Consider the following 18,445-nt stretch of genomic DNA (forward strand, 5'->3'; position numbering starts at 1 on the left):
TTGTTTATTGAACGGATACTCTTATCCCGAGCTGGCGGAGGGACAGGCCCTATGAAGCCCGGCAACCTGCGTGGACCTTTAGTGGCCGCGAGAAGGTGCCAAACCTGGAGCAAGGTTGAATTCCTTGGACGATAAGAGTGAAAGGTGCTGCTATTGAAATTATGCCTTTCCTCATGTGTATTTACGTGAGAGAAGGGCTTTTTTATTGATTCTAACAGGCCCTTAATCCTTGTGTATGTTGACGTCGACTCTCTAGGCGCTGAACTTACTGGGACAATTAGAGTACCGTATCAATATTTGCAAGACGTTAAGGAGGAAACCACAATGACAAATCGCCGATTATTCACTTCTGAATCGGTAACAGAAGGACATCCGGACAAAATGTGCGATCAGATTTCCGACGCTATATTGGATGCCATTTTAGAGGAAGACCCGAATGCACGCGTAGCCTGTGAAACGACAATCACAACAGGACTCGTACTCGTCATCGGGGAAATCACGACAACAACGTATGTAGACATCCCGAAAGTCGTACGGGATACAGTGAAGGAAATCGGCTATACACGCGCGAAATTCGGCTTCGACTGGGAGACGTCATCCGTATTGACATCCATCGATGAACAGTCCCCAGATATCGCTGCGAGTGTCGACCAGGCACTGGAAGCACGCGAAGGGACAATGAGTGATGAAGAGCTTGAAGCAATCGGAGCGGGTGACCAAGGGCTTATGTTCGGTTACGCTTGCAATGAAACACCTGAGTTAATGCCGATGCCAATTAGCTTATCCCATAAGCTTTCACGCAGACTTGCTGAAGTAAGGAAAGACGACACACTTGACTATTTGCGTCCTGACGGAAAAACACAAGTTACGGTGGAATACGATGAGGATAATAAACCGGTACGGATTGACACCATTGTCATTTCCACTCAACACCATCCTGATATCACTTTGGAGCAAATTCAAAATGACATAAAGGAACATGTAATTTATCCGGTCGTTCCTTCCGAGCTATTGGATGAAGAGACAAAATACTTCATCAACCCATCTGGCCGTTTCGTTATCGGAGGTCCACAAGGGGATGCCGGCTTGACGGGTAGAAAGATTATCGTCGATACATACGGCGGCTATGCGCGTCATGGCGGCGGTGCGTTTTCCGGTAAAGATGCGACAAAAGTCGACCGGTCGGCATCATACGCTGCACGTTATGTAGCGAAGAACATCGTTGCTGCTGGTCTCGCAGATCGTTGTGAAGTCCAGCTTGCATATGCAATCGGTGTTGCAAAACCGGTATCGATTTCTATCGATACATTCGGAACAGGCAAAGTCGAGGAAAGCAAGCTTGTGGAAATTGTGCGCGAGCTGTTCGATCTACGCCCGGCAGGCATTATTAAGATGCTCGACCTGCGCCGTCCAATTTATAAGCAGACTGCGGCATACGGACATTTCGGACGTACCGACGTTGAACTCCCTTGGGAGCAGACGGACAAAGCAGCTGAATTGATTGAAAAAGCTGGAATGACTGTTTAATAATTGAAATATGGAAGCAAAGGAGAAATCCTTGCTTCCTTTTTTATTGTAGAATGAGAAGTTTTTGGGGAGAACGAGAACTATTTGCCGTGGAATGAGAAGTTATTGGCGGAAAACGAGAACTCTTTCGAGAAGAACGAGAAGTTAGCGGGGGAGAACGAGAACTCAGAGAATGGTGGATACAAAGGGAACCTAACTAGATTCATAGCGTTTATATTATAGCAAGAAAAGTGAGGCAGGCGATTCCAAAATGGCGTTCAGCTTATTATTAATTGTGGCTCTCATAGGTATAGTGGCTTTTGTTGCGTTGGTGAGTATTATCATCTTAGTCGTTTCTAAAAATAAATAAAGGTGCCGCTCGACATCGAGCAGCACCAATTTTATTTCTCCATTTCCTTATAAACCTGTCCTTTTTCAACATAGCTGTTCAAGATACGATCCATATCTGCACGGTCCTCGTCATTCAACTCGCGGACCACTTTTGCGGGTGAACCGAGAGCGAGGCAGCCAGGCGGAATTTTCTTACCGGGCGGGACAAGGCTGCCCGCGCCGATGAACGCTCCCTCACCGATTTCCGCACCATCCAAAATGATCGAGCCCATTCCGATGAGCGCACCTTTACGTACAACACAACTATGTAAGAGTGCCTTATGGCCAACTGTCACGTCGTCCTCAATTACTAACGTCTTTCCAGGGCTTTGATGCAAACAGCTTAAATCTTGGATGCTGACCCGTTCACCGATTATCGTCGGGGCGACATCTCCCCTAATGACGGTATTGAACCAGATGGAACTGTCTGCCCCGATTGTTACATCGCCCGTAATCGTCACATAATCCGCGACATAGACAGATGGATCGATTTGCGGCGTCTTTCCGTTGTATGAATAAATCATGAAACGTCTCCTCTTTTCTTAAAATCATGTATAATTTATCGTAACATAAAATTTTCATTTACATAAAGGGGAGGTGAGTCCATGTGGAAATGGGAAGCGGAAGGACAGCCGAAAGCAGTGATTGTGATTGTCCATAATGCTTACGAACATCATCGTAGGTATGCGTGGCTCATTCAAAAGCTGCGGAACGGCGGTTTCCATGTCGTAACAAGCGACTTGCCGGGGCATGGTTCTGAAAGCGGAAGAAGAACCCATGATGAACCGTTCGAGTCGTATGTGGACCATGTGAAGAAAATGATCGACATTGCGCTAGAGGATAACTTGCCGTTATTCGTGCTTGGCCACGGACTTGGCGCCACGATTGTCATGCATATCCTGCAACGTGAAAAGCTGGAGTGCGCAGGCTTTGTGTTCAGCTCCCCTTGGCTCTCCTTGAAGCACCAACCCTCCAAGTTTTCAGGAGTGCTGACGAAGCTTTCAAGTTCCATGAAATTGAATCATGACATTACAATTGAATTACTGACGCAGAACTATGACATGTACATAGAGTTCCAGAACGATCGGGATTATAGCTCCGCGATCGTCGCGTCTTGGTATCGTGAGCTGCATGCTATGATGAAATCGATCATATATCATGAAGAAAGTATATTCGATACACCTGTCCTGATTCACACGGGAGAACATGATAAAATCACTGATACTTCATTTGCAAAAAGATGGCTGTTGAACCAGCATCTATCGGAATTTCAATACAAGGAATGGAAAAGACTGTACCATGATCTTTATCAAGAACCTGAGAGAGAGGAAGTATATTTGTACATTGAATCATTCATGAACAATGTCCTTCGCTCACTCGGTTATATTGTATAACTCAAAACCATAAAGGGGAGTGGTTATTTTGACGGTTATCGGGTTTGTCAGGCACGGCGTTACGGCGTGGAATAAGGAAGGAAGAGCGCAAGGCAATTCGGACGTGCCTTTGGACGATGAAGGAATCGAAATGGCGAAGAGTGTGGCCGAAAGATTGTCCAAGGAGCAGTGGGATGTCATTTACACAAGCCATTTAATCAGAGCAAAGAAGACGGCAGAAATTATTGCGGAACAAATGCCTGATGTTGAGCTTGTGGAGGATGCCCGATTACGTGAATTCAGCGGTGGGCTAATTGAGGGGACGACCGAGGCGGAGCGCATCGAGAAGTGGGGGAAGGATTGGAAAGAACAGGACATGGGCTTTGAACCGCATGAATCCATCGTTTTCCGCGGAATGGAATCCATTGCGGACATCAAAAACAAGCATGCAGGCAAACGGGTATTGGTCGTCAGCCATGGTGGATTAATCAAAAGGCTTTTAAATGAGCTGATTACGGATACGATATATGAAACGCATCTGGACAACACCTCACTGACAATCGTCGAACTGAATGACGACAAAAATCTTTGCCAACTATTCAACTGCACTGCCCATTTGCAACAGAAGGTTGAGTCTTAATCAAAGCACATCAGGTTCTTTGAAAATAAACCATTCATACCTTCACTGGTCTATACTATATACTAAATAAATAGTGAAATCGGGGGCTTTCATATGAAAAAAGAAACCACTACTGAAATCTTGTCTTGGATAAAAGCCATTGTAGTCGCTTGCGTACTCGTATACGCGATCAGGCACTTCCTATTTTCACCGGTCATTGTATCCGGTCAATCGATGGAGCCGACATTCGAATCGGAAAACCGAGTCATCATTTCAAAAATCCACAAGCTAGATCATTTTGATTTGGTCGTCTTCCATGCACCGGGATCGCAAGAGGATTATATTAAACGGGTGATCGGCTTGCCGGGCGACACGGTTGTCATGAAGGACGACAAGCTCTTCATCAACGGAATAGAGTATGAAGAAAACTATATTCAAGAGAATAAGGAAAGACTTTTCGAGGATCAAAAATTAACGGAGGACTTTGAAGTTACCGTCCCGGATGGGCAGCTTTTTGTGTTGGGTGATAATCGCAGGAACAGCACTGATAGCCGCATAATTGGCTGTATCGATCAAGATTCTGTTGTCGGCAAGGTCGGCTTCAGATTTTATCCACTCAACTCAATCGGCATTCCAAAGTAAATGATGAGTAACACTCCTTCTTTCGGGTATTCCTATATATAGACTACCTATAAAGGAGCGATGACAATGTCCAAAGAAAATATGAAAAAAGAAACCGGCAACAGAGAACATACGAACAGGGCCCAATTGGCGGGAACCGAGTATACTGATGAACAACGGCATACGAACGAAGTCGCCTCCACAGCTTATCAAGGCAGCAAGAAGGAGAAAGTGGATATTCAAAACGATAAACTAGAATCAGGCGGCTTTTAGTCAACAACCTCTGCGGAAATGCAGAGGTTGTTTCTTTTTCAAGGACACCGACTCTACAAAAAAGCGCTCGTATGGTAAATTAAGTTCATCGTAAGAAGAAGGAGTACGTATGCAATGACTGATTTTTTTACAAGAAAAAAGAATGAACTACAAATAGAACTAAACGATATACAAAAAAATGCCGTTTTGCAGACGGAAGGTCCGCTGCTGTTATTAGCATGTCCCGGATCGGGGAAAACAACAACAATGATCATGCGGATCGGCTATCTGATCGAGGAGAAGAATGTTAACCCGAATCGCATTAAAGCAATCACATTCAGCCGGGCATCAGCACGCGATATGACAGAGCGCTTTCAACGTTTTTTCCCGCAGTATCCTCCAGTTGATTTCTCGACCATTCATAGCCTCGCATTCACAATCACACGCACATACTTGCAAAAGACGGGCGTCGCATTCGAATTGATTGAAGGCGGCGGGAAAGGGAAACAGGTGCTCACAAAAACGGCTTTGCTGAAACGCCTCTACAAAGAAGCGCTTCGGGAAGACGGCACGGAAGAGGAAATGGCCTCGTTATCAACATTCATCAGTTATTTGAAAAACAGGATGATTCCTTTCAACGAGTGGGATCAAGTAGAGGCACCGTTTGAGAAGGCGGGCAACATCGCACTGAACTATGAACAATTCAAATCGAAGACGGAAGGGCATCTCCTCCTCGATTTTGATGATATGTTGTCCATCGCGGAACAGGCGCTGCGTATGGATGAACAACTTGCCGAACAGTTCCGCTCGCGATATGACTATATTTTGACAGATGAGAGCCAGGACACATCGCTCGTTCAACATCGGATAGTCGAACATCTCGTTGCGCACCACGGCAATCTTTGCGTCGTGGCGGATGACGATCAATCCATCTACACATGGCGCGGAGCGGATCCCGCTTATTTACTGAACTTTAAACTAGTATATCCGGATGCAAAATTGCTCAGGATGGAGCAGAATTACCGCTCCTCCAAAGAGATAGTTGATACGGCGGCCCAATTCATTACTCGCAATAAGCAAAGATATATAAAAGAGATGAGGACGGAAAATAAAGAGTCGGGACCGATTGTCATAAAGCAATTCGAAGACCCGAAACGGCTTCTGGAGTATGTCACATATGAATTATTGGATGAGCAGAATCTTGAGGAAGTCGCTATTTTATTCAGGAACAATTCTTCTTCCACTATGTATGTCAACGAACTGCATAGAAGGGGGATCCCTTTCTATATGAAAGATGCGGATGACCGATTCTTTTCCCATTGGGTTGTAGAAGATATTTTAAATTTCATGCGCCTCAGCTTCAATACGGAACGAAAGGATATCTTCGCAAAAGTCGCCATGAAAATGAACTTGTTCATTTCACGCGATATGTTGTCGAAGTTCATGAATCAATCGACATCTGGAAATGTTTTTGAGGCATTTGTCCAAACTGTCCAATTAAAAGGGAGTCAAATCGAAAAATTGGATACTTGCATTGATGTCTATAAACGGATCCCTGACATGCGTCCAGTTCAAATAATCCGGATGATCCGATATGAGCTCGAATATGAAGAAGCTTTAAAAAGCCGGGCAGCAAAATTCGGTTACCGGATCGATCATCTTCTAGGCATCCTTGATACACTCGAAGGAATCGCTTCACAAGTGCGAACAATGGTCGATTTCGCGAATCGTTTGAAGGAATTGGAACAAGCTGTCCAACAGGCAAAATTTAATCCCCCTGAAAATGCCTTGACGTTGTCTACATTTCATAGTGCCAAAGGATTGGAATTCAGGCGCGTATTCATGATTGATTTAGTGAAAGGGATCATTCCTTCTGAAGAGGATGAAATGGACCTGCCGATGCTAGAAGAGGCAAGACGATTATTTTATGTCGGGATGACACGTGCAAAGGAACGGTTGGAATTGCTTTCCTACAGGGAGGCGAACGGGAAATCTAAAGAGGATTCAAGATTTATGAATGAAGTGCGGGGGATCTTGATGAAGCCTGAAGAACGGAAATTGGAGAAATTCAAACAACCCGATTTGTCGACACTGCCCGATCCGGATGGCATCAGCGATAGAACTGCATTATCGGTAGGAATGCACGTCACGCATCGCGTGTTTGGCAGAGGGGTCATCAACGGAATCGGCGAGGAAAATATCCGTATTCAATTCGGAGAGACTGAAAAGCAGCTATTGCTGGAGACAATTTTATCTCGCCGTTTATTGAAAGAGGTTGAGCTATGAAGCAGGCCCTTTATGTCGGAATTGCAGGAGCGATCGGAGCGATTTGCCGTATAGGGATCGGACAACTGCTTGAAGGGTCAACGGATTTTCCGATAAAGACGTTGTCAGTCAATTTGCTCGGAACATTCATCCTTTGTCTTCTTAGTGCAGGCGTCATTCACCGCCTCACCACTGATGAGCGACTTCAGACTTCGATAACGACTGGATTTTTAGGTTCCTTTACAACGTTTTCCGCGTTCAGCATGGAAACGGTCAGCCTTTTTCAAAATGGACAATTGGTGCTATCCATCCTGTATTTCAGTAGCAGCATTATTGGAGGACTTGTCGTCGGAATCATCGGCTTACGAATTGGTAACAGGATGGTGAGTGTATGACAGCAGCTGAAGCGGTTGTCATCGGGCTAGGAGGATTTGTAGGGGCAGTTCTACGATATTTCATTTCGACAAAGATGAACAAAGAGAATAGACTTCCGATGGGGACATTAGCTGTCAATTTGATGGGCTCCTTTCTGATCGGTCTTATTTTCGGCTTGGAATTACCGAAGCTATGGACGGTCTTTCTGGCGTCGGGAGTGATGGGTGCTCTTACGACTTTTTCAACTCTACTAAAAGAATTGCTACAGTTATGGAGGAGCGGCCACAGAAGGGAAGCCTTGTTGTATAGCATGTGGACATTCGGATTTGGAGCCGTGTTAGCGTATGCAGGTTTTACCATCGGCCAATTATCGTAATATCGGACTGAAGGACTGTTGACTTCTCCGACAGGACTGGTAATATACAAACATAATCATTCAACATTTGAAACGAATATATACGGAGAGTCGACATAGTAATCCTGTTGTGGGCAGCAAGTAGAGACTGAATGGATAGTGCAAATTCAGGCAGCAGCAGGCATGAAGTACACCGACAGTTTTTCTCCGATTGAAATGAAGTGGACTGCAGGTTTGCCTGTCGTCAATCAGGGTGGTATCGCGGAGAACTCCTTCGTCCCTTATCCAAGGGATGGAAGGGGTTTTTTTCGTCTAGACTTCGGGTGGCAGAAAGGCTGCCTTAATTTCTGCAAAAACCGCAGAAATACGGCAAAGCGAACCCTTCGCAGTTCGATTTGCTCGGGACATAAGTCAGCTCCGCTGCACGGCAAAAGGCGCCGTTTCGCAGATCCGCCTTATGCCTGTCGCAGTGAAAGCCGTCACGAAGCACGGCTTTTGCGAGTAAAAGCGTAGCGTTAGGAGCAACGGTCCCGCCACCCTCCGCTTTTGTAGTGTTTATGCTAGTTACTAGGAGGAGTTCAATATGTTTCAAATAAAAGCGATTCATTCGCCAAAGATCTGGGAATCGGCACTGCTCGTATTCGGCATCGTGGCGATGATCAGTGTCAGTATAATAAAATTCGATTCCGTTCCCCATTTGCCAATTCTATTTTCGATTTTATTATTAATCGGATATGGACTTTTGAGGGGGATCTCTTTCCGTAAACTTGAGAAGGGATTGGTGGAAGGGGCTGGAGCAGGCATGGGGGCAGTCTTCCTCTTTTTCTTCATCGGCATTCTCATCAGCAGCTGGATGATGAGTGGAACGATTCCTTCATTGATTTACGCAGGGTTCCATTTAATAACCCCTACATTCTTTTTTGCAATCGTCTTCGCCGTCACAGCCATCGTCGGCATCTCGATCGGCAGTTCCTTGACAACAGTGGCAACGGTCGGCGTGGCGTTCATCGGAATGGCGAGTGTACTTGAACTGTCACTGCCGATTGCGGCGGGAGCTATCGTTTCAGGTGCGTTCTTTGGCGATAAAATGTCGCCGTTGTCGGACACGACGAACCTCGCGTCTTCGATAGTGGGGGTCGATCTGTTTGAGCATATCCGCAACATGGGGTGGACGACGGTGCCTGCATTCATCTTGTCATTTGTTTTGTTTGGAGTGATATCACCGGACGTGACGACAGGGGAGTTCGATAAGATTGCAATGTTCCAGGAAACGTTGCTGGAAACAGGGATGATCCATTGGTATACAGTCATTCCGCTCGTTGCTTTATTTATCTTGACGATTTTAAAGGTTCCTGCATTCCTTACATTGGCAATCAGCTCCGCAGTGGCGGTCGTACTTTCTTTTCTCCATCAAAGCATTGGATTTTCACAAGTGCTTGGAATCCTGTTTAGCGGATACGTCTCCACTACCGGAGTTGGGGACGTTGATGCCTTACTGACGCGAGGCGGCATGGAGAGCATGATGTTCACAGTTGCTCTCGTATTGCTAGCGTTAAGCATGGGCGGCTTGCTGTTCACGTTAGGGATTGTCCAAAGTTTGTTGGCGCAGGTTGAAATGCTGTTGAAGAAAGTGTCTTCTGTCATCATGGCATCCGCGATGACAGCGATCGGCATAAATGTATTGATCGGTGAACAGTATTTATCTATATTATTGACGGGGCAGGCGTTCCGAACTCAATACGAGAAGGTCGGCCTTGCAAATAAAAACTTGAGTCGCGTCATGGAAGATGCGGGAACAGTTGTGAATCCACTCGTACCATGGAGTGTATGCGGGATTTTCATAACGAATGTATTAGGTGTTTCGACAGTCGACTATTTGCCTTTCGCATTCTTCTGCCTGTTATCGCCGATATTGACAATTCTATTCGGGTATATGGGGAAGACGTTGACACGCACGACATGATAAAAGAAACACCGAGGTTGTAGACCTCGGTGTTTTGTCATTTATACAACTGAAATTCCTCGGTATAATTCGTCGCTTTCCGAAGTGCTCGTTCCTCGGCTGGAATCCGGACTGACATCATCCAAATGTTGAGTAAGGAAAAGACCACTGCAGTAATAAAGGCATTGAATAATAACGGCAATACAAGCAGCTCTGTAGCGACGATGATGTAATTTGGATGTCGAAGCCATTTGTACGGTCCTTTCCGCACGACCTGCGCATTTGGGAGGACAATGATTTTTGTGTTCCAGAACTTCCCTAATGTAGCGAGGCACCAAACTCTCAGGATTTGCGCCGCCAAGAATATCGCCAACCACATCGGCCATATTGCAGAGAGCTGGCGTTGGAACAATAAAACCTCGGAAATGAGTGCGATAAAAAAGAATACATGCATAGCTACCATAAATGGATAATGGGATGCGCCTGCTTCAAAGGCGCCTTGGTCTTTCATCCATTTTTCGTTTCGCTTCGCAATGAACAATTCAAGAATCCGCTGCAAAATGATCAAGGATACGATAATACCGATCATCATCTATGACACCTCAATCCCATTTCAACAACAGCAATTCACCGCAAAATCCTGGGCCGAGCGCGGCCATCAATCCATAATCGCCTGCCGCCGGTTCGGATTCCATGAATTGCTTGAGTACGTAAAGGACTGTAGGGGAGGACATATTTCCGTGATTCCTTAGAACGTCTCTCGAAATATCGGTTTTAGAACTGTCGAATCCCAAGGAATCCTCGTACGCCGTCAACACTTTTTTGCCGCCAGGATGTGCGACGAAATGAGTGACATCATCTTTATCAAGATTATAGGAACCAAGAAATTCATGCACGAATGGCCCGAGCCAATTGGTAATAATGGATGGAATGCTCTTCGAGAAGATGACATATAAGCCATTGTTTTTAATGTCCCAGCCCATGACATCTTCAGAGTCAGGCATCCACTTTGAAGTGGTGCCGATGATGGACGGTACAGGGATGGATGCAGCAATTTCGGATTGATCCCCCGAAATGAGCGCACAGGCGACGCCGTCAGAGAATAAGGACACCCCGACGAGATTGCTCTTCGAATAGTCATCCTTTTGGAATGTCAAACTGCAAAGCTCTACGGAAAGCACCAATACGTTAGCTTTAGGAAAGGCTTTGCAATATTCGAAAGCCCGGCTTACTCCCGCAGCCCCTCCAGCGCAACCGAGTCCCCAAATCGGAATCCGCTTTACATCGTCGCGAAAAGGCAGCCTGTTCATAATGCGGGCATCTATGCTCGGTGTAGCAATGCCTGTACTGGAAATGAAGAAAATTGCATCGATCTCCGAAGGGGCCACAGCTTCAGCCAATGTAGTGGATTCTTGCAGGCAAGCTTGTACAGCCTGCACACCGAAATCGATTGCTTGGCGGATGTATAAATCATTCCGCTCTTCAAAATCATGCGGCTGTCCATACCACTCAAGTGGCATGCAAACATCCCGCTTCTCGATATCTCCGTTTTGAAAGACTTTCAACAGCCGTTCGATATCTTTAAATTCTCGGCTGAAAAGGGAGCGTGTCAATTGGACAGCTTCCTCCTGTTTCACCTCATGAGGAGGCAGGACAGTACTGACGGAAAGTATTTTTGGCATGGATAGACCTCCGATATCTTTATCAATCTGTTACCTAGAAAGCTAGTTACTAAACATTATCTAATTGTGATGGATGGAAAATGGAATTGCAGTTACAGTAGTTTATGAAGAGGGGGAAACGAATATGAAAGCCCGGCTGACATGCGGGCTTCAATCGGTTGGAGATAGTAGTTTGCACAACCTACGGAAATTCAATTTAAATTTGTCATTGCTTTCTTTCGATCGCTTCTTAGGACCGCGAAGACGTCCTCCCGCCATCCTGATTTTCTGTGCTGCATGTCGCGCGTATAATAGTTGATCGATATTTTCATTTGTATACAGTCTGCCGTTCTGATCAATTGGATGTCCTTGCTTCGCCAACACCATGGCGGCTAATCCATAATCCTGGGTTACGACAATATCCCCTTTTTGAACCTTATTGACGAGAACAAAGTCGACAGCGTCCGCCCCTTTGGAAACGATTATCGTCTCCGCCCCTTCACGATGCATTTCATGGGCTGTGTCGCAAATGAGCGTGCAGGGCAGATTGAATTGCTTTGCAATGGAAATTGTTTCATTGACGACTGGACAGCCATCTGCATCCACAAAAATCATCATGATTGTCTTGACCTCTTTTCAATTGATATGTAAGCGGTTTTAATCATCATACTATATATGAATAGATGCCTCACTATATCATATTCATTCGTTTTCATTTCATTCAATAAGGGTATGTGAATGGAAATATGGGAGAAGGAGCGGGGTAAGCATGAAGAAAGAAGAAGAAGTCAGAATGACGATCGAGGAGTCAGAAAGCTATGGTCGAGCGATAAACGCCCGAAATGCAGCAGTTGAAAGAATTCAAGTGTATGAAGAGGAAGAGATTATTCCTGCCGATCAGCTTCCGCCGCCATTGAGTGAGGACGAAATTAAAAAACGTGTCGGTGAATCAAATTATAACTATATGAAAGACGATAATGTGATGAATTCCATAAACAGTTGAAGAGGGCGGAGGATCGCCCTCTATTTTTATGTTGTTGATTAGTTTTCGGTTGGATTCGAATAGTTATCTATTGAATATGGAAAGTTATCTATTGAAAAACTTGAGTTATCTATTGAATAATAAGTTATCTATTGAATAGCAGGAGTTATCTATCGAATCCGTTCATTTATCACCAAATAGGGACTAACGAATCATTTAACAGTTATTCTTCCGTTATCCGATTTCAGCCGGATTTGGTGCAATTCCTCGCCGAAGCGGCTGCGTGAATTCCGCTCGCCGTAAATATCGATTCGTCCGTGCCCGGTTTTCGCTAGGATGGTCGCATTCGTCGCCTTGTGCGTCGTCGCAATTTCAATGCTTCCATTATCGGTCTGGAAATCGATGTTGCGATCCAAATTTTCACCTGCAAGAACGATTCGGCCATTGTCCGTAATTGCTGTCAGCTCTCCATCGACTTGGTCGAACTCTATACGTCCATTATCAGATTCGGCATAGATCGATTCTGCTTCGACATGTCTCATCGTCACCCGGCCGTTATCGGTTTTTGCCTTCAAGCGGTCCGTTTGCACTTTCAAAATTTCAATGCGGCCGTTATCCGTCTCCGCTTCGAGCGAAGTGGCTGCAAGTTCTGTCAATTCAATGCGTCCGTTATCTGTGCGGCACTCGATTTGTTTCCCAATCAGTTTTTCGGCTTGGATCCTTCCATTATCCGATTTCATGGAAATGGATTGATACAATTTCTTTGGAATGAACACTTTCAATGCCACACCCTTCGTATTGAAATTGAACATGAACAACCAATGCGCTTTGTTTTTCAATTTGATCTTAAGTGTATCTCCGAGGACTTCCGCGGTGAGCTCCAGTTTTTCTTTCGTCCCTGTCAGCTCGATTCTCGTACCAGCCGAGTCGGAAGGGAGGACGGTAAGTGAGCCATGCTGGACTTCGATATCCACCTTTGTGAAACTGTCATCCTGGATCGTGATTACTTCACTCGTTGGACTCGCACTACTATCATCTGCTTCTGCAAATGGATAGGCTTCCAACAGCTCAGCTGCGATCTTTGCAGGCGAGCCAAGGGATGCTGCAATTTCCTCTTCCGCTTTTCCATCATCGCGGCCATTCAAGAAGTATTCACGGATATCCTGGAGAATATCGTTTCTTTCATCTGCAGGCAAACGTTTTAAAGCTTGTTCCAGCTCACTAATAAATCGGTTTTCAGTCATGGCGAACGCCCTCCTCAATCAAAGTATTAACCCCTTCAGTAAAACTGCGCCATTCATCCAATTGTTCGTGCAAATAGTCCCGCCCTACATCTGTCAGTTTGTAATACTTGCGGGGAGGTCCTTCTGTCGATTCCTGAAGGTAAGTCGTGAAATAACCTTCTTTCGTCAGGCGCCGCAGCAATGGATAGACAGAGCCTTCGGAAATGGAAATCTGGTCCGAAATCTTCTGTACAAGTTCATAGCCGTATCGATCTTGTTTATCCAATAGAACGAGGACACACAAATTCAACACGCCTTTTTTGAATTGGATATTCATGAATCATTCTCCTTTCCGGTATTGTTCATTGAACACTACTGACTAATCAAATATACTGATTGGGTACAATATAGCACACGGTATTATTCATTGCAAGGTACTGTGGAAAAATAATTTATCCGAAACTTTTTCATTGACCGCACGTATAGGAGTTATGAAGTAGGAGGTGCACAACATGTTCGGAAGAAAAAAGTCGAAAACAGAAGAAGCAAGGACAACGTATTTCAGCGTCGGCATCATTTCGGTCAATGAACTGAACGATGACCAGTATGAAGCGTGGACAGACGAGTTGATGGATGCCGCTGAGAATGTAGGATCTACGACTTCTCTAATTCAAGCCAGCTGGGATGAAGAGCAATTGAAGATTCTTATAAAGCGTTTTCCGGAAGTAGAAATGAACGAGACATTTTTTATAATAAATGAAATTATTCATGAAGATATTGAGAAGGAAATCAAATTACTCGAGCAAAAGCATAAATGGAAGAAGTTCTTTAATACGATTCCGCTGACGGATTATATTGACGCGGAGGATCGTGTAGTGTTGGACGCAAGTAAAACGCTTTTCTGTACAAATGATGTGCAGGAAGCAGCGAGATTCTTAAAAAACAGGCTGGAAGGGTAGTCAACTAAGGAGGAAACGGTATGGAAGGAAGTTATTTCGTTGGATGGGGAACGCTTGCGTTAATTAATGCGGGGATTGCACAAGGGAAAAATAGGAGCGGGCTGAATTGGTTTTTCCTATCATTGCTGTTAGGTCCATTCGCAACATTCTGCCTCGTCATTGCTGATAAAAGATAACTTTTTCAAAAATGTTGACATATGGTAAACTATTTTTGTACTCGAAATAAATAGTTGTAGGGGGAATTGGTAATGGCAGAAGTGAAGATCATCTTTGCAAAGGATGAATTGATTAGCGGAAGCGAAGCACGGAAAAATTTCGTTGAGCAGCAGAAGGCTGGTTATTGTTCGGTCTTGATTGAAGACACGCATTACGTCGTCATCAAGGAAGCCGAAAAGGCAAATGTTGAAAAAGTCCGGGTGATGGCAGGAAACATTGCACGTGATTTGGCGACGCAAAAAGTGGATAAGGCGACTGTACAGCAAGGCGTCTTAGGGAATGTGTTTGCAGGATTGCAAAAAGAGGATGTCCATACTGCTTTCGCGGAAGGTTGGGATCTAGGTTCCTACCAATTCCTGTCTTATAAATCAGAGGCGGAACGATTCAACACAGAACTTGAAGTCGATGAAAGCGATATGCAAGCAGCCATTCAAACAGGCAAAATACGTGCAGCTGCAACCGCCTTCTCACGTGACTTGATGAATGAATTGTCGGACGTCTTGAACCCTGAAACGTATCCTGAAGTATTGAAGCAAAAGTTCGAAGGCAAAGATGTTGAAGTAACAGTACACGGCAAAGAGCAGCTAGAAGAGATGGAAATGAACGGTCTACTGACGGTTTGCCGGGGAAGCAAATACAACCCATCATTTGTGGAAATCCGATATGAAGGGGATGCCACTAAACCGCTTGTCGCGCTCGTCGGAAAAGGCGTTACATTCGATACAGGTGGCATCAGCCTGAAGAGCGGCAAAGATTTAAGTGATATGCGTATGGATATGGGCGGTTCCGCGGCAGTTGCTGGAGCAATGCAGCTGCTCGTCGATTCACAGGCGAAAGTGAATGTCATCGCGTTGATTCCGATGGTTGAAAACACGCCGGATGCCAATTCCGTATTCCCTGGCGAAGTCATCCGTTTTAAAAACGGCAAAACAGTCCAAGTTGGGAATACAGACGCAGAAGGACGCCTCATCTTAGTAGACGCACTAATCCGTGCGGGCGAACTGAATGCTGAATATATTGTTGACATTGCGACGTTAACAGGTGCCATTGTTAATGCATTAGGCTCGGAAATTGGCGGCGTTTTCGGCGATGAAGAATTGTCCTTCATCATGAAAAAAGTAGGCGATCAAAACGGTGACTTCGTCTGGCCAATGCCATTGGTCGAAGCATACGACAAGTCGCTGGCAAGCGATTATGCGGACATGAATAATATCAGTTCATTGAACTTTGCAGGTTCCATTACAGCAGGCCTATTCCTACGCCGCTTCGTGCCTGAAAACAGCAAATGGCTTCACGTTGACATGGCGGGCATGATGAGCAAGTCAAGTGCATCCGGGTATTATGCAAAATCTGCAACCGGCTATGGTGCTAGATTGCTGGCCGACTACACTGTTGAAATTTCGAAGTAATATAGCGCGAAGAGGGAGCTGTCCAGGATAAGCCAGGACAGCTCTTTTTATTACGCTTGGAAAGAAGTCGGCCAGCACCCAAAACAGGGCATCCCGCGTCCAAAGTGGGGTGTTGCGCGTCCAAAACCAGCCTCGCTACGTCCAAAGTACGTTGTTCAGTGTCCCAAGCCAGACATCCTATCTTATTAGATTCTCTTCCTTTATCATGTTCGTTAAAAATTTTGACTATAATTTGGTAATGTAGTGTAATATATTGTGTATATAAAGAAATATCTGTTTTCAGGGAAGGTGATCTCTCAAATGATTAATAACGAAAACCCGATACAATTACTTCCTATACTCAACGAATTATACCCAGTAGAGTTACTTACGGTTCAAGCAGTAACAAATGAGATATTCCGATGTACTGCCAAACAGGATGTTTACTTCGCCAGAATCACCAATTACAAGTCTTACGAAGAACAGCTTGAAGAAGTTACATATACAAACTTCTTGAAAAAAGAAGGATTGGCAGTATCGCCAACAATTTCTTCATTGAATCGGAATGTAGTAGAAAAAATAATACTTGGCAGCAAAGAAGCATTAACCGTTCTATATAAAGCAGCCCCTGGTATCCATTTACCAAGAGATCAGTGGAACGCCGATGTATTAAAAGAATTTGGCCGACAAATCGGTAGATTACATTGTTTTTCAAAGAAATTTGAAGAGATCCATCCAGTGAAGCATATTAAAAATTGGTATGAGAATGAGGAATATGCTTTTCACAAATATATCCCTGAAGGGGAAAGTGCGATTAGGGATATTGCGCAAGACGTTTTATCATCGATTAAAGCGTTGCCACAAAACCGTTCGAACTACGGATTGCTCCATGGAGATTTGTGGTTAGAAAACGTATTGGTTGATGAAGGTTCGAAATTATCAATAGTCGATTTTCAAGACTGCGAGAAAAATTTCTATATTTTCGATTTGGTTGTCCCCATTTACAGCGCGATTGAATATTCTTTCGTAGGGGGAGGCAATATAGTCGATTATGGACGAGACGTCGCAAAAGCGGTTATTGACGGATACCAAGAGGAGAATGACCTTCCTGCTGAAATGCTTGAACACCTTCCATTGTTCATTAAACTAAAGGAAGTCTTCGAATACAGCATGATGCATATGTACTGGAATAAAGAAAAGCTAACAGAAGAGCAAATTCGAATCATGAACCATTATAGGATGAGAATTGAACGGAATCAGTCGCTACTAAGTTAAAACTACTGGTGAGTTGTAGAGGGGGAATATCTATGGAACAAAATACTACACAAGCTTACACACCACCTAAACATTTCGTTTCAGCAGCAACAATAGTACTTAATGACAAAAATGAAATTTTATTAATTAAAGGACCTTTGAGAGGCTGGGAGATGCCAGGTGGAATCGTTGAAGAAGGTGAGTCTTTGAAAGAGGCAGCAATTAGGGAAACAAAGGAGGAGTCAGGTATTGAAATTGAAGTTCTTAAATTCTGTGGAATATTTCAGAATGTGAACAAATCAATTTGTAATACGCTATTTTTAGCTAAGCCAATCGGAGGCGAATTAACAACTTCACCAGAGAGTTTGGAAGTTGGTTTCTATCCTGTCAAACAAGCTTTGGAAATGGTGACCCTGGGGAATTTCAGGCAAAGAATAGAATACTGTCTTGATAACAGTATTCAACCATTTTATGTGGAATTTTAGGACCTATGGCTAGGGGGATTAATTTGAAAATCAGGCTGTCGAAATACGATGAAAATTGGGTTCAAATGTTCAATGCTGAAGCTCTAATTTTAAGAGGAATATTCGGGGATGAAATCATCAAATTCGAACATTTTGGGAGTACCGCTGTTCCGGGGATGAAGGCAAAGCCTGTCATCGATATGATGTGTCTCGTGAAAGACATCAAGAAGATCGATTCGTTTAATGAACAGATGCTTTCGCTTGGATATAACGTTGTTGGTGAATGGGGAATCGAAGGCAGACGATTATTTCGCAAAGGTGGGGAAAAGAGAACCCATCATATTCATGTCTATCAGCAGGATAACATACATATTCAAAGACATCTGGTATTGCGAGATTATTTGAGAGCGCACCCTGACGAAGCCGCACGATATACATATTTAAAAGAAGAATTGGCTCAACGATATGATGACACAGCTTTTTACAGCAAAGCAAAAAAGCCTTTCGTAGAGGAATTGGAACAGCTTGCGTTGAATTGGAATAATAACCTGCAAGTATGAGCCCTCCATAATGAGGGATGGGATACATGAGTTGGTTGGG

The 18,445-nt window shown here is 44.4% G+C and carries 22 protein-coding genes and 1 riboswitch; of the genes, 16 read left to right on the top strand and 6 right to left on the bottom strand.

The window, feature by feature from the left end; all coding sequences use genetic code 11:
* The first annotated feature begins 18 nt into the window (after positions 1-18).
* A riboswitch (SAM riboswitch) is annotated at positions 19-138 on the top strand.
* 186 nt (positions 139-324) lie between these two features.
* Positions 325-1,527, top strand: coding sequence for a methionine adenosyltransferase (gene metK, locus OC538_RS17290; RefSeq protein ID WP_251695076.1), 1,203 nt, complete (start codon positions 325-327; stop codon positions 1,525-1,527).
* 380 nt (positions 1,528-1,907) lie between these two features.
* Here the strand turns inward: metK and OC538_RS17295 are convergent, their stop codons facing one another.
* On the bottom strand, positions 1,908-2,420 hold the full coding sequence (locus tag OC538_RS17295; protein ID WP_251695075.1) for a gamma carbonic anhydrase family protein: 513 nt from the start codon (positions 2,418-2,420) through the stop codon (positions 1,908-1,910).
* An 81-nt stretch (positions 2,421-2,501) separates the two neighbouring features.
* Here OC538_RS17295 and OC538_RS17300 point away from each other — a divergent pair, with 81 nt between their 5' ends.
* The 8 genes from OC538_RS17300 to nhaC all read left to right on the top strand — a co-directional run bounded on the left by OC538_RS17300 (position 2,502) and on the right by nhaC (position 9,719).
* Positions 2,502-3,290, top strand: coding sequence for an alpha/beta hydrolase (locus OC538_RS17300; protein ID WP_251695074.1), 789 nt, complete (start codon positions 2,502-2,504; stop codon positions 3,288-3,290).
* Between the two features lie 19 nt (positions 3,291-3,309).
* Positions 3,310-3,909 carry a histidine phosphatase family protein gene (locus tag OC538_RS17305; protein ID WP_316044321.1) on the top strand — a complete coding sequence of 200 codons (600 nt, stop codon included), beginning with the start codon at positions 3,310-3,312 and terminating at the stop codon, positions 3,907-3,909.
* Between the two features lie 93 nt (positions 3,910-4,002).
* Positions 4,003-4,530, top strand: coding sequence for a signal peptidase I (gene lepB / locus OC538_RS17310; protein WP_262177600.1), 528 nt, complete (start codon positions 4,003-4,005; stop codon positions 4,528-4,530).
* A gap of 66 nt (positions 4,531-4,596) precedes the next feature.
* Positions 4,597-4,782: a hypothetical protein gene (locus tag OC538_RS17315; protein WP_251695071.1), complete on the top strand. Its 186-nt coding sequence runs from the start codon at positions 4,597-4,599 to the stop codon at positions 4,780-4,782.
* Positions 4,783-4,896: 114 nt separating this feature from the next.
* The gene (locus OC538_RS17320) at positions 4,897-7,047 is read left to right on the top strand and encodes an ATP-dependent helicase (RefSeq protein WP_262177603.1); all 2,151 of its coding nucleotides are present in this window, start codon (positions 4,897-4,899) and stop codon (positions 7,045-7,047) included.
* The gene (locus OC538_RS17325) at positions 7,044-7,421 is read left to right on the top strand and encodes a fluoride efflux transporter FluC (protein WP_251695069.1); all 378 of its coding nucleotides are present in this window, start codon (positions 7,044-7,046) and stop codon (positions 7,419-7,421) included. The genes OC538_RS17320 and OC538_RS17325 overlap by 4 nt, the downstream gene beginning before the upstream one ends.
* Positions 7,418-7,777 carry a fluoride efflux transporter CrcB gene (crcB, locus tag OC538_RS17330; protein ID WP_251695068.1) on the top strand — a complete coding sequence of 120 codons (360 nt, stop codon included), beginning with the start codon at positions 7,418-7,420 and terminating at the stop codon, positions 7,775-7,777. Before OC538_RS17325 ends, crcB begins: the two co-directional genes overlap by 4 nt.
* 562 nt (positions 7,778-8,339) lie before the next feature.
* Complete coding sequence (gene nhaC, locus OC538_RS17335; RefSeq protein ID WP_262177608.1) at positions 8,340-9,719, top strand: Na+/H+ antiporter NhaC; 1,380 nt, start codon at positions 8,340-8,342, stop codon at positions 9,717-9,719.
* A 37-nt stretch (positions 9,720-9,756) separates the two neighbouring features.
* Here the strand turns inward: nhaC and OC538_RS17340 are convergent, their stop codons facing one another.
* From OC538_RS17340 to OC538_RS17350, 3 genes are all read right to left on the bottom strand, one after another.
* Positions 9,757-10,290, bottom strand: a complete 534-nt coding sequence (locus OC538_RS17340) for an isoprenylcysteine carboxyl methyltransferase family protein (protein ID WP_262177610.1) — start codon at positions 10,288-10,290, stop codon at positions 9,757-9,759.
* A 10-nt stretch (positions 10,291-10,300) separates the two neighbouring features.
* Positions 10,301-11,380 carry a type III polyketide synthase gene (locus OC538_RS17345; protein ID WP_251695065.1) on the bottom strand — a complete coding sequence of 360 codons (1,080 nt, stop codon included), beginning with the start codon at positions 11,378-11,380 and terminating at the stop codon, positions 10,301-10,303.
* 150 nt (positions 11,381-11,530) lie between these two features.
* Positions 11,531-11,980, bottom strand: coding sequence for a YaiI/YqxD family protein (locus tag OC538_RS17350; RefSeq protein ID WP_251695320.1), 450 nt, complete (start codon positions 11,978-11,980; stop codon positions 11,531-11,533).
* Between the two features lie 148 nt (positions 11,981-12,128).
* Here OC538_RS17350 and OC538_RS17355 point away from each other — a divergent pair, with 148 nt between their 5' ends.
* Positions 12,129-12,362, top strand: coding sequence for a hypothetical protein (locus OC538_RS17355; RefSeq protein WP_262177612.1), 234 nt, complete (start codon positions 12,129-12,131; stop codon positions 12,360-12,362).
* Positions 12,363-12,553: 191 nt separating this feature from the next.
* On the opposite strand, the gene OC538_RS17360 is transcribed toward OC538_RS17355, so the two are convergent.
* Positions 12,554-13,585 (bottom strand): DUF4097 family beta strand repeat-containing protein, encoded by a 1,032-nt coding sequence (locus tag OC538_RS17360; protein WP_262177614.1) that lies wholly within the window; start codon positions 13,583-13,585, stop codon positions 12,554-12,556.
* Positions 13,578-13,901: a PadR family transcriptional regulator gene (locus OC538_RS17365; RefSeq protein WP_251699216.1), complete on the bottom strand. Its 324-nt coding sequence runs from the start codon at positions 13,899-13,901 to the stop codon at positions 13,578-13,580. Before OC538_RS17365 ends, OC538_RS17360 begins: the two co-directional genes overlap by 8 nt.
* Before the next feature lie 175 nt (positions 13,902-14,076).
* Here OC538_RS17365 and OC538_RS17370 point away from each other — a divergent pair, with 175 nt between their 5' ends.
* The 6 genes from OC538_RS17370 to OC538_RS17395 all read left to right on the top strand — a co-directional run bounded on the left by OC538_RS17370 (position 14,077) and on the right by OC538_RS17395 (position 18,405).
* Positions 14,077-14,523, top strand: a complete 447-nt coding sequence (locus tag OC538_RS17370) for a hypothetical protein (RefSeq protein ID WP_262177618.1) — start codon at positions 14,077-14,079, stop codon at positions 14,521-14,523.
* A gap of 20 nt (positions 14,524-14,543) precedes the next feature.
* Positions 14,544-14,699 carry a hypothetical protein gene (locus OC538_RS17375; RefSeq protein WP_251623609.1) on the top strand — a complete coding sequence of 52 codons (156 nt, stop codon included), beginning with the start codon at positions 14,544-14,546 and terminating at the stop codon, positions 14,697-14,699.
* Positions 14,700-14,771: 72 nt separating this feature from the next.
* Positions 14,772-16,148, top strand: a complete 1,377-nt coding sequence (locus OC538_RS17380; protein WP_262177622.1) for a leucyl aminopeptidase family protein — start codon at positions 14,772-14,774, stop codon at positions 16,146-16,148.
* Between the two features lie 300 nt (positions 16,149-16,448).
* A complete protein-coding gene (locus tag OC538_RS17385) occupies positions 16,449-17,402 on the top strand; it encodes a phosphotransferase enzyme family protein (protein WP_262177624.1) in 954 nt (317 codons plus the stop codon).
* A gap of 32 nt (positions 17,403-17,434) precedes the next feature.
* Complete coding sequence (locus OC538_RS17390; RefSeq protein ID WP_262177626.1) at positions 17,435-17,866, top strand: NUDIX hydrolase; 432 nt, start codon at positions 17,435-17,437, stop codon at positions 17,864-17,866.
* A 23-nt stretch (positions 17,867-17,889) separates the two neighbouring features.
* Entirely contained in the window at positions 17,890-18,405 is a 516-nt protein-coding gene (locus OC538_RS17395; RefSeq protein WP_262177629.1) for a GrpB family protein, read from the top strand.
* Positions 18,406-18,445: the final 40 nt, after the last annotated feature.

The organism is Saccharococcus sp. Marseille-Q5394, from assembly GCF_946901335.1.
GTDB classification, from domain to species: Bacteria; Bacillota; Bacilli; order Bacillales_A; family Planococcaceae; genus Sporosarcina; species Sporosarcina luteola_C.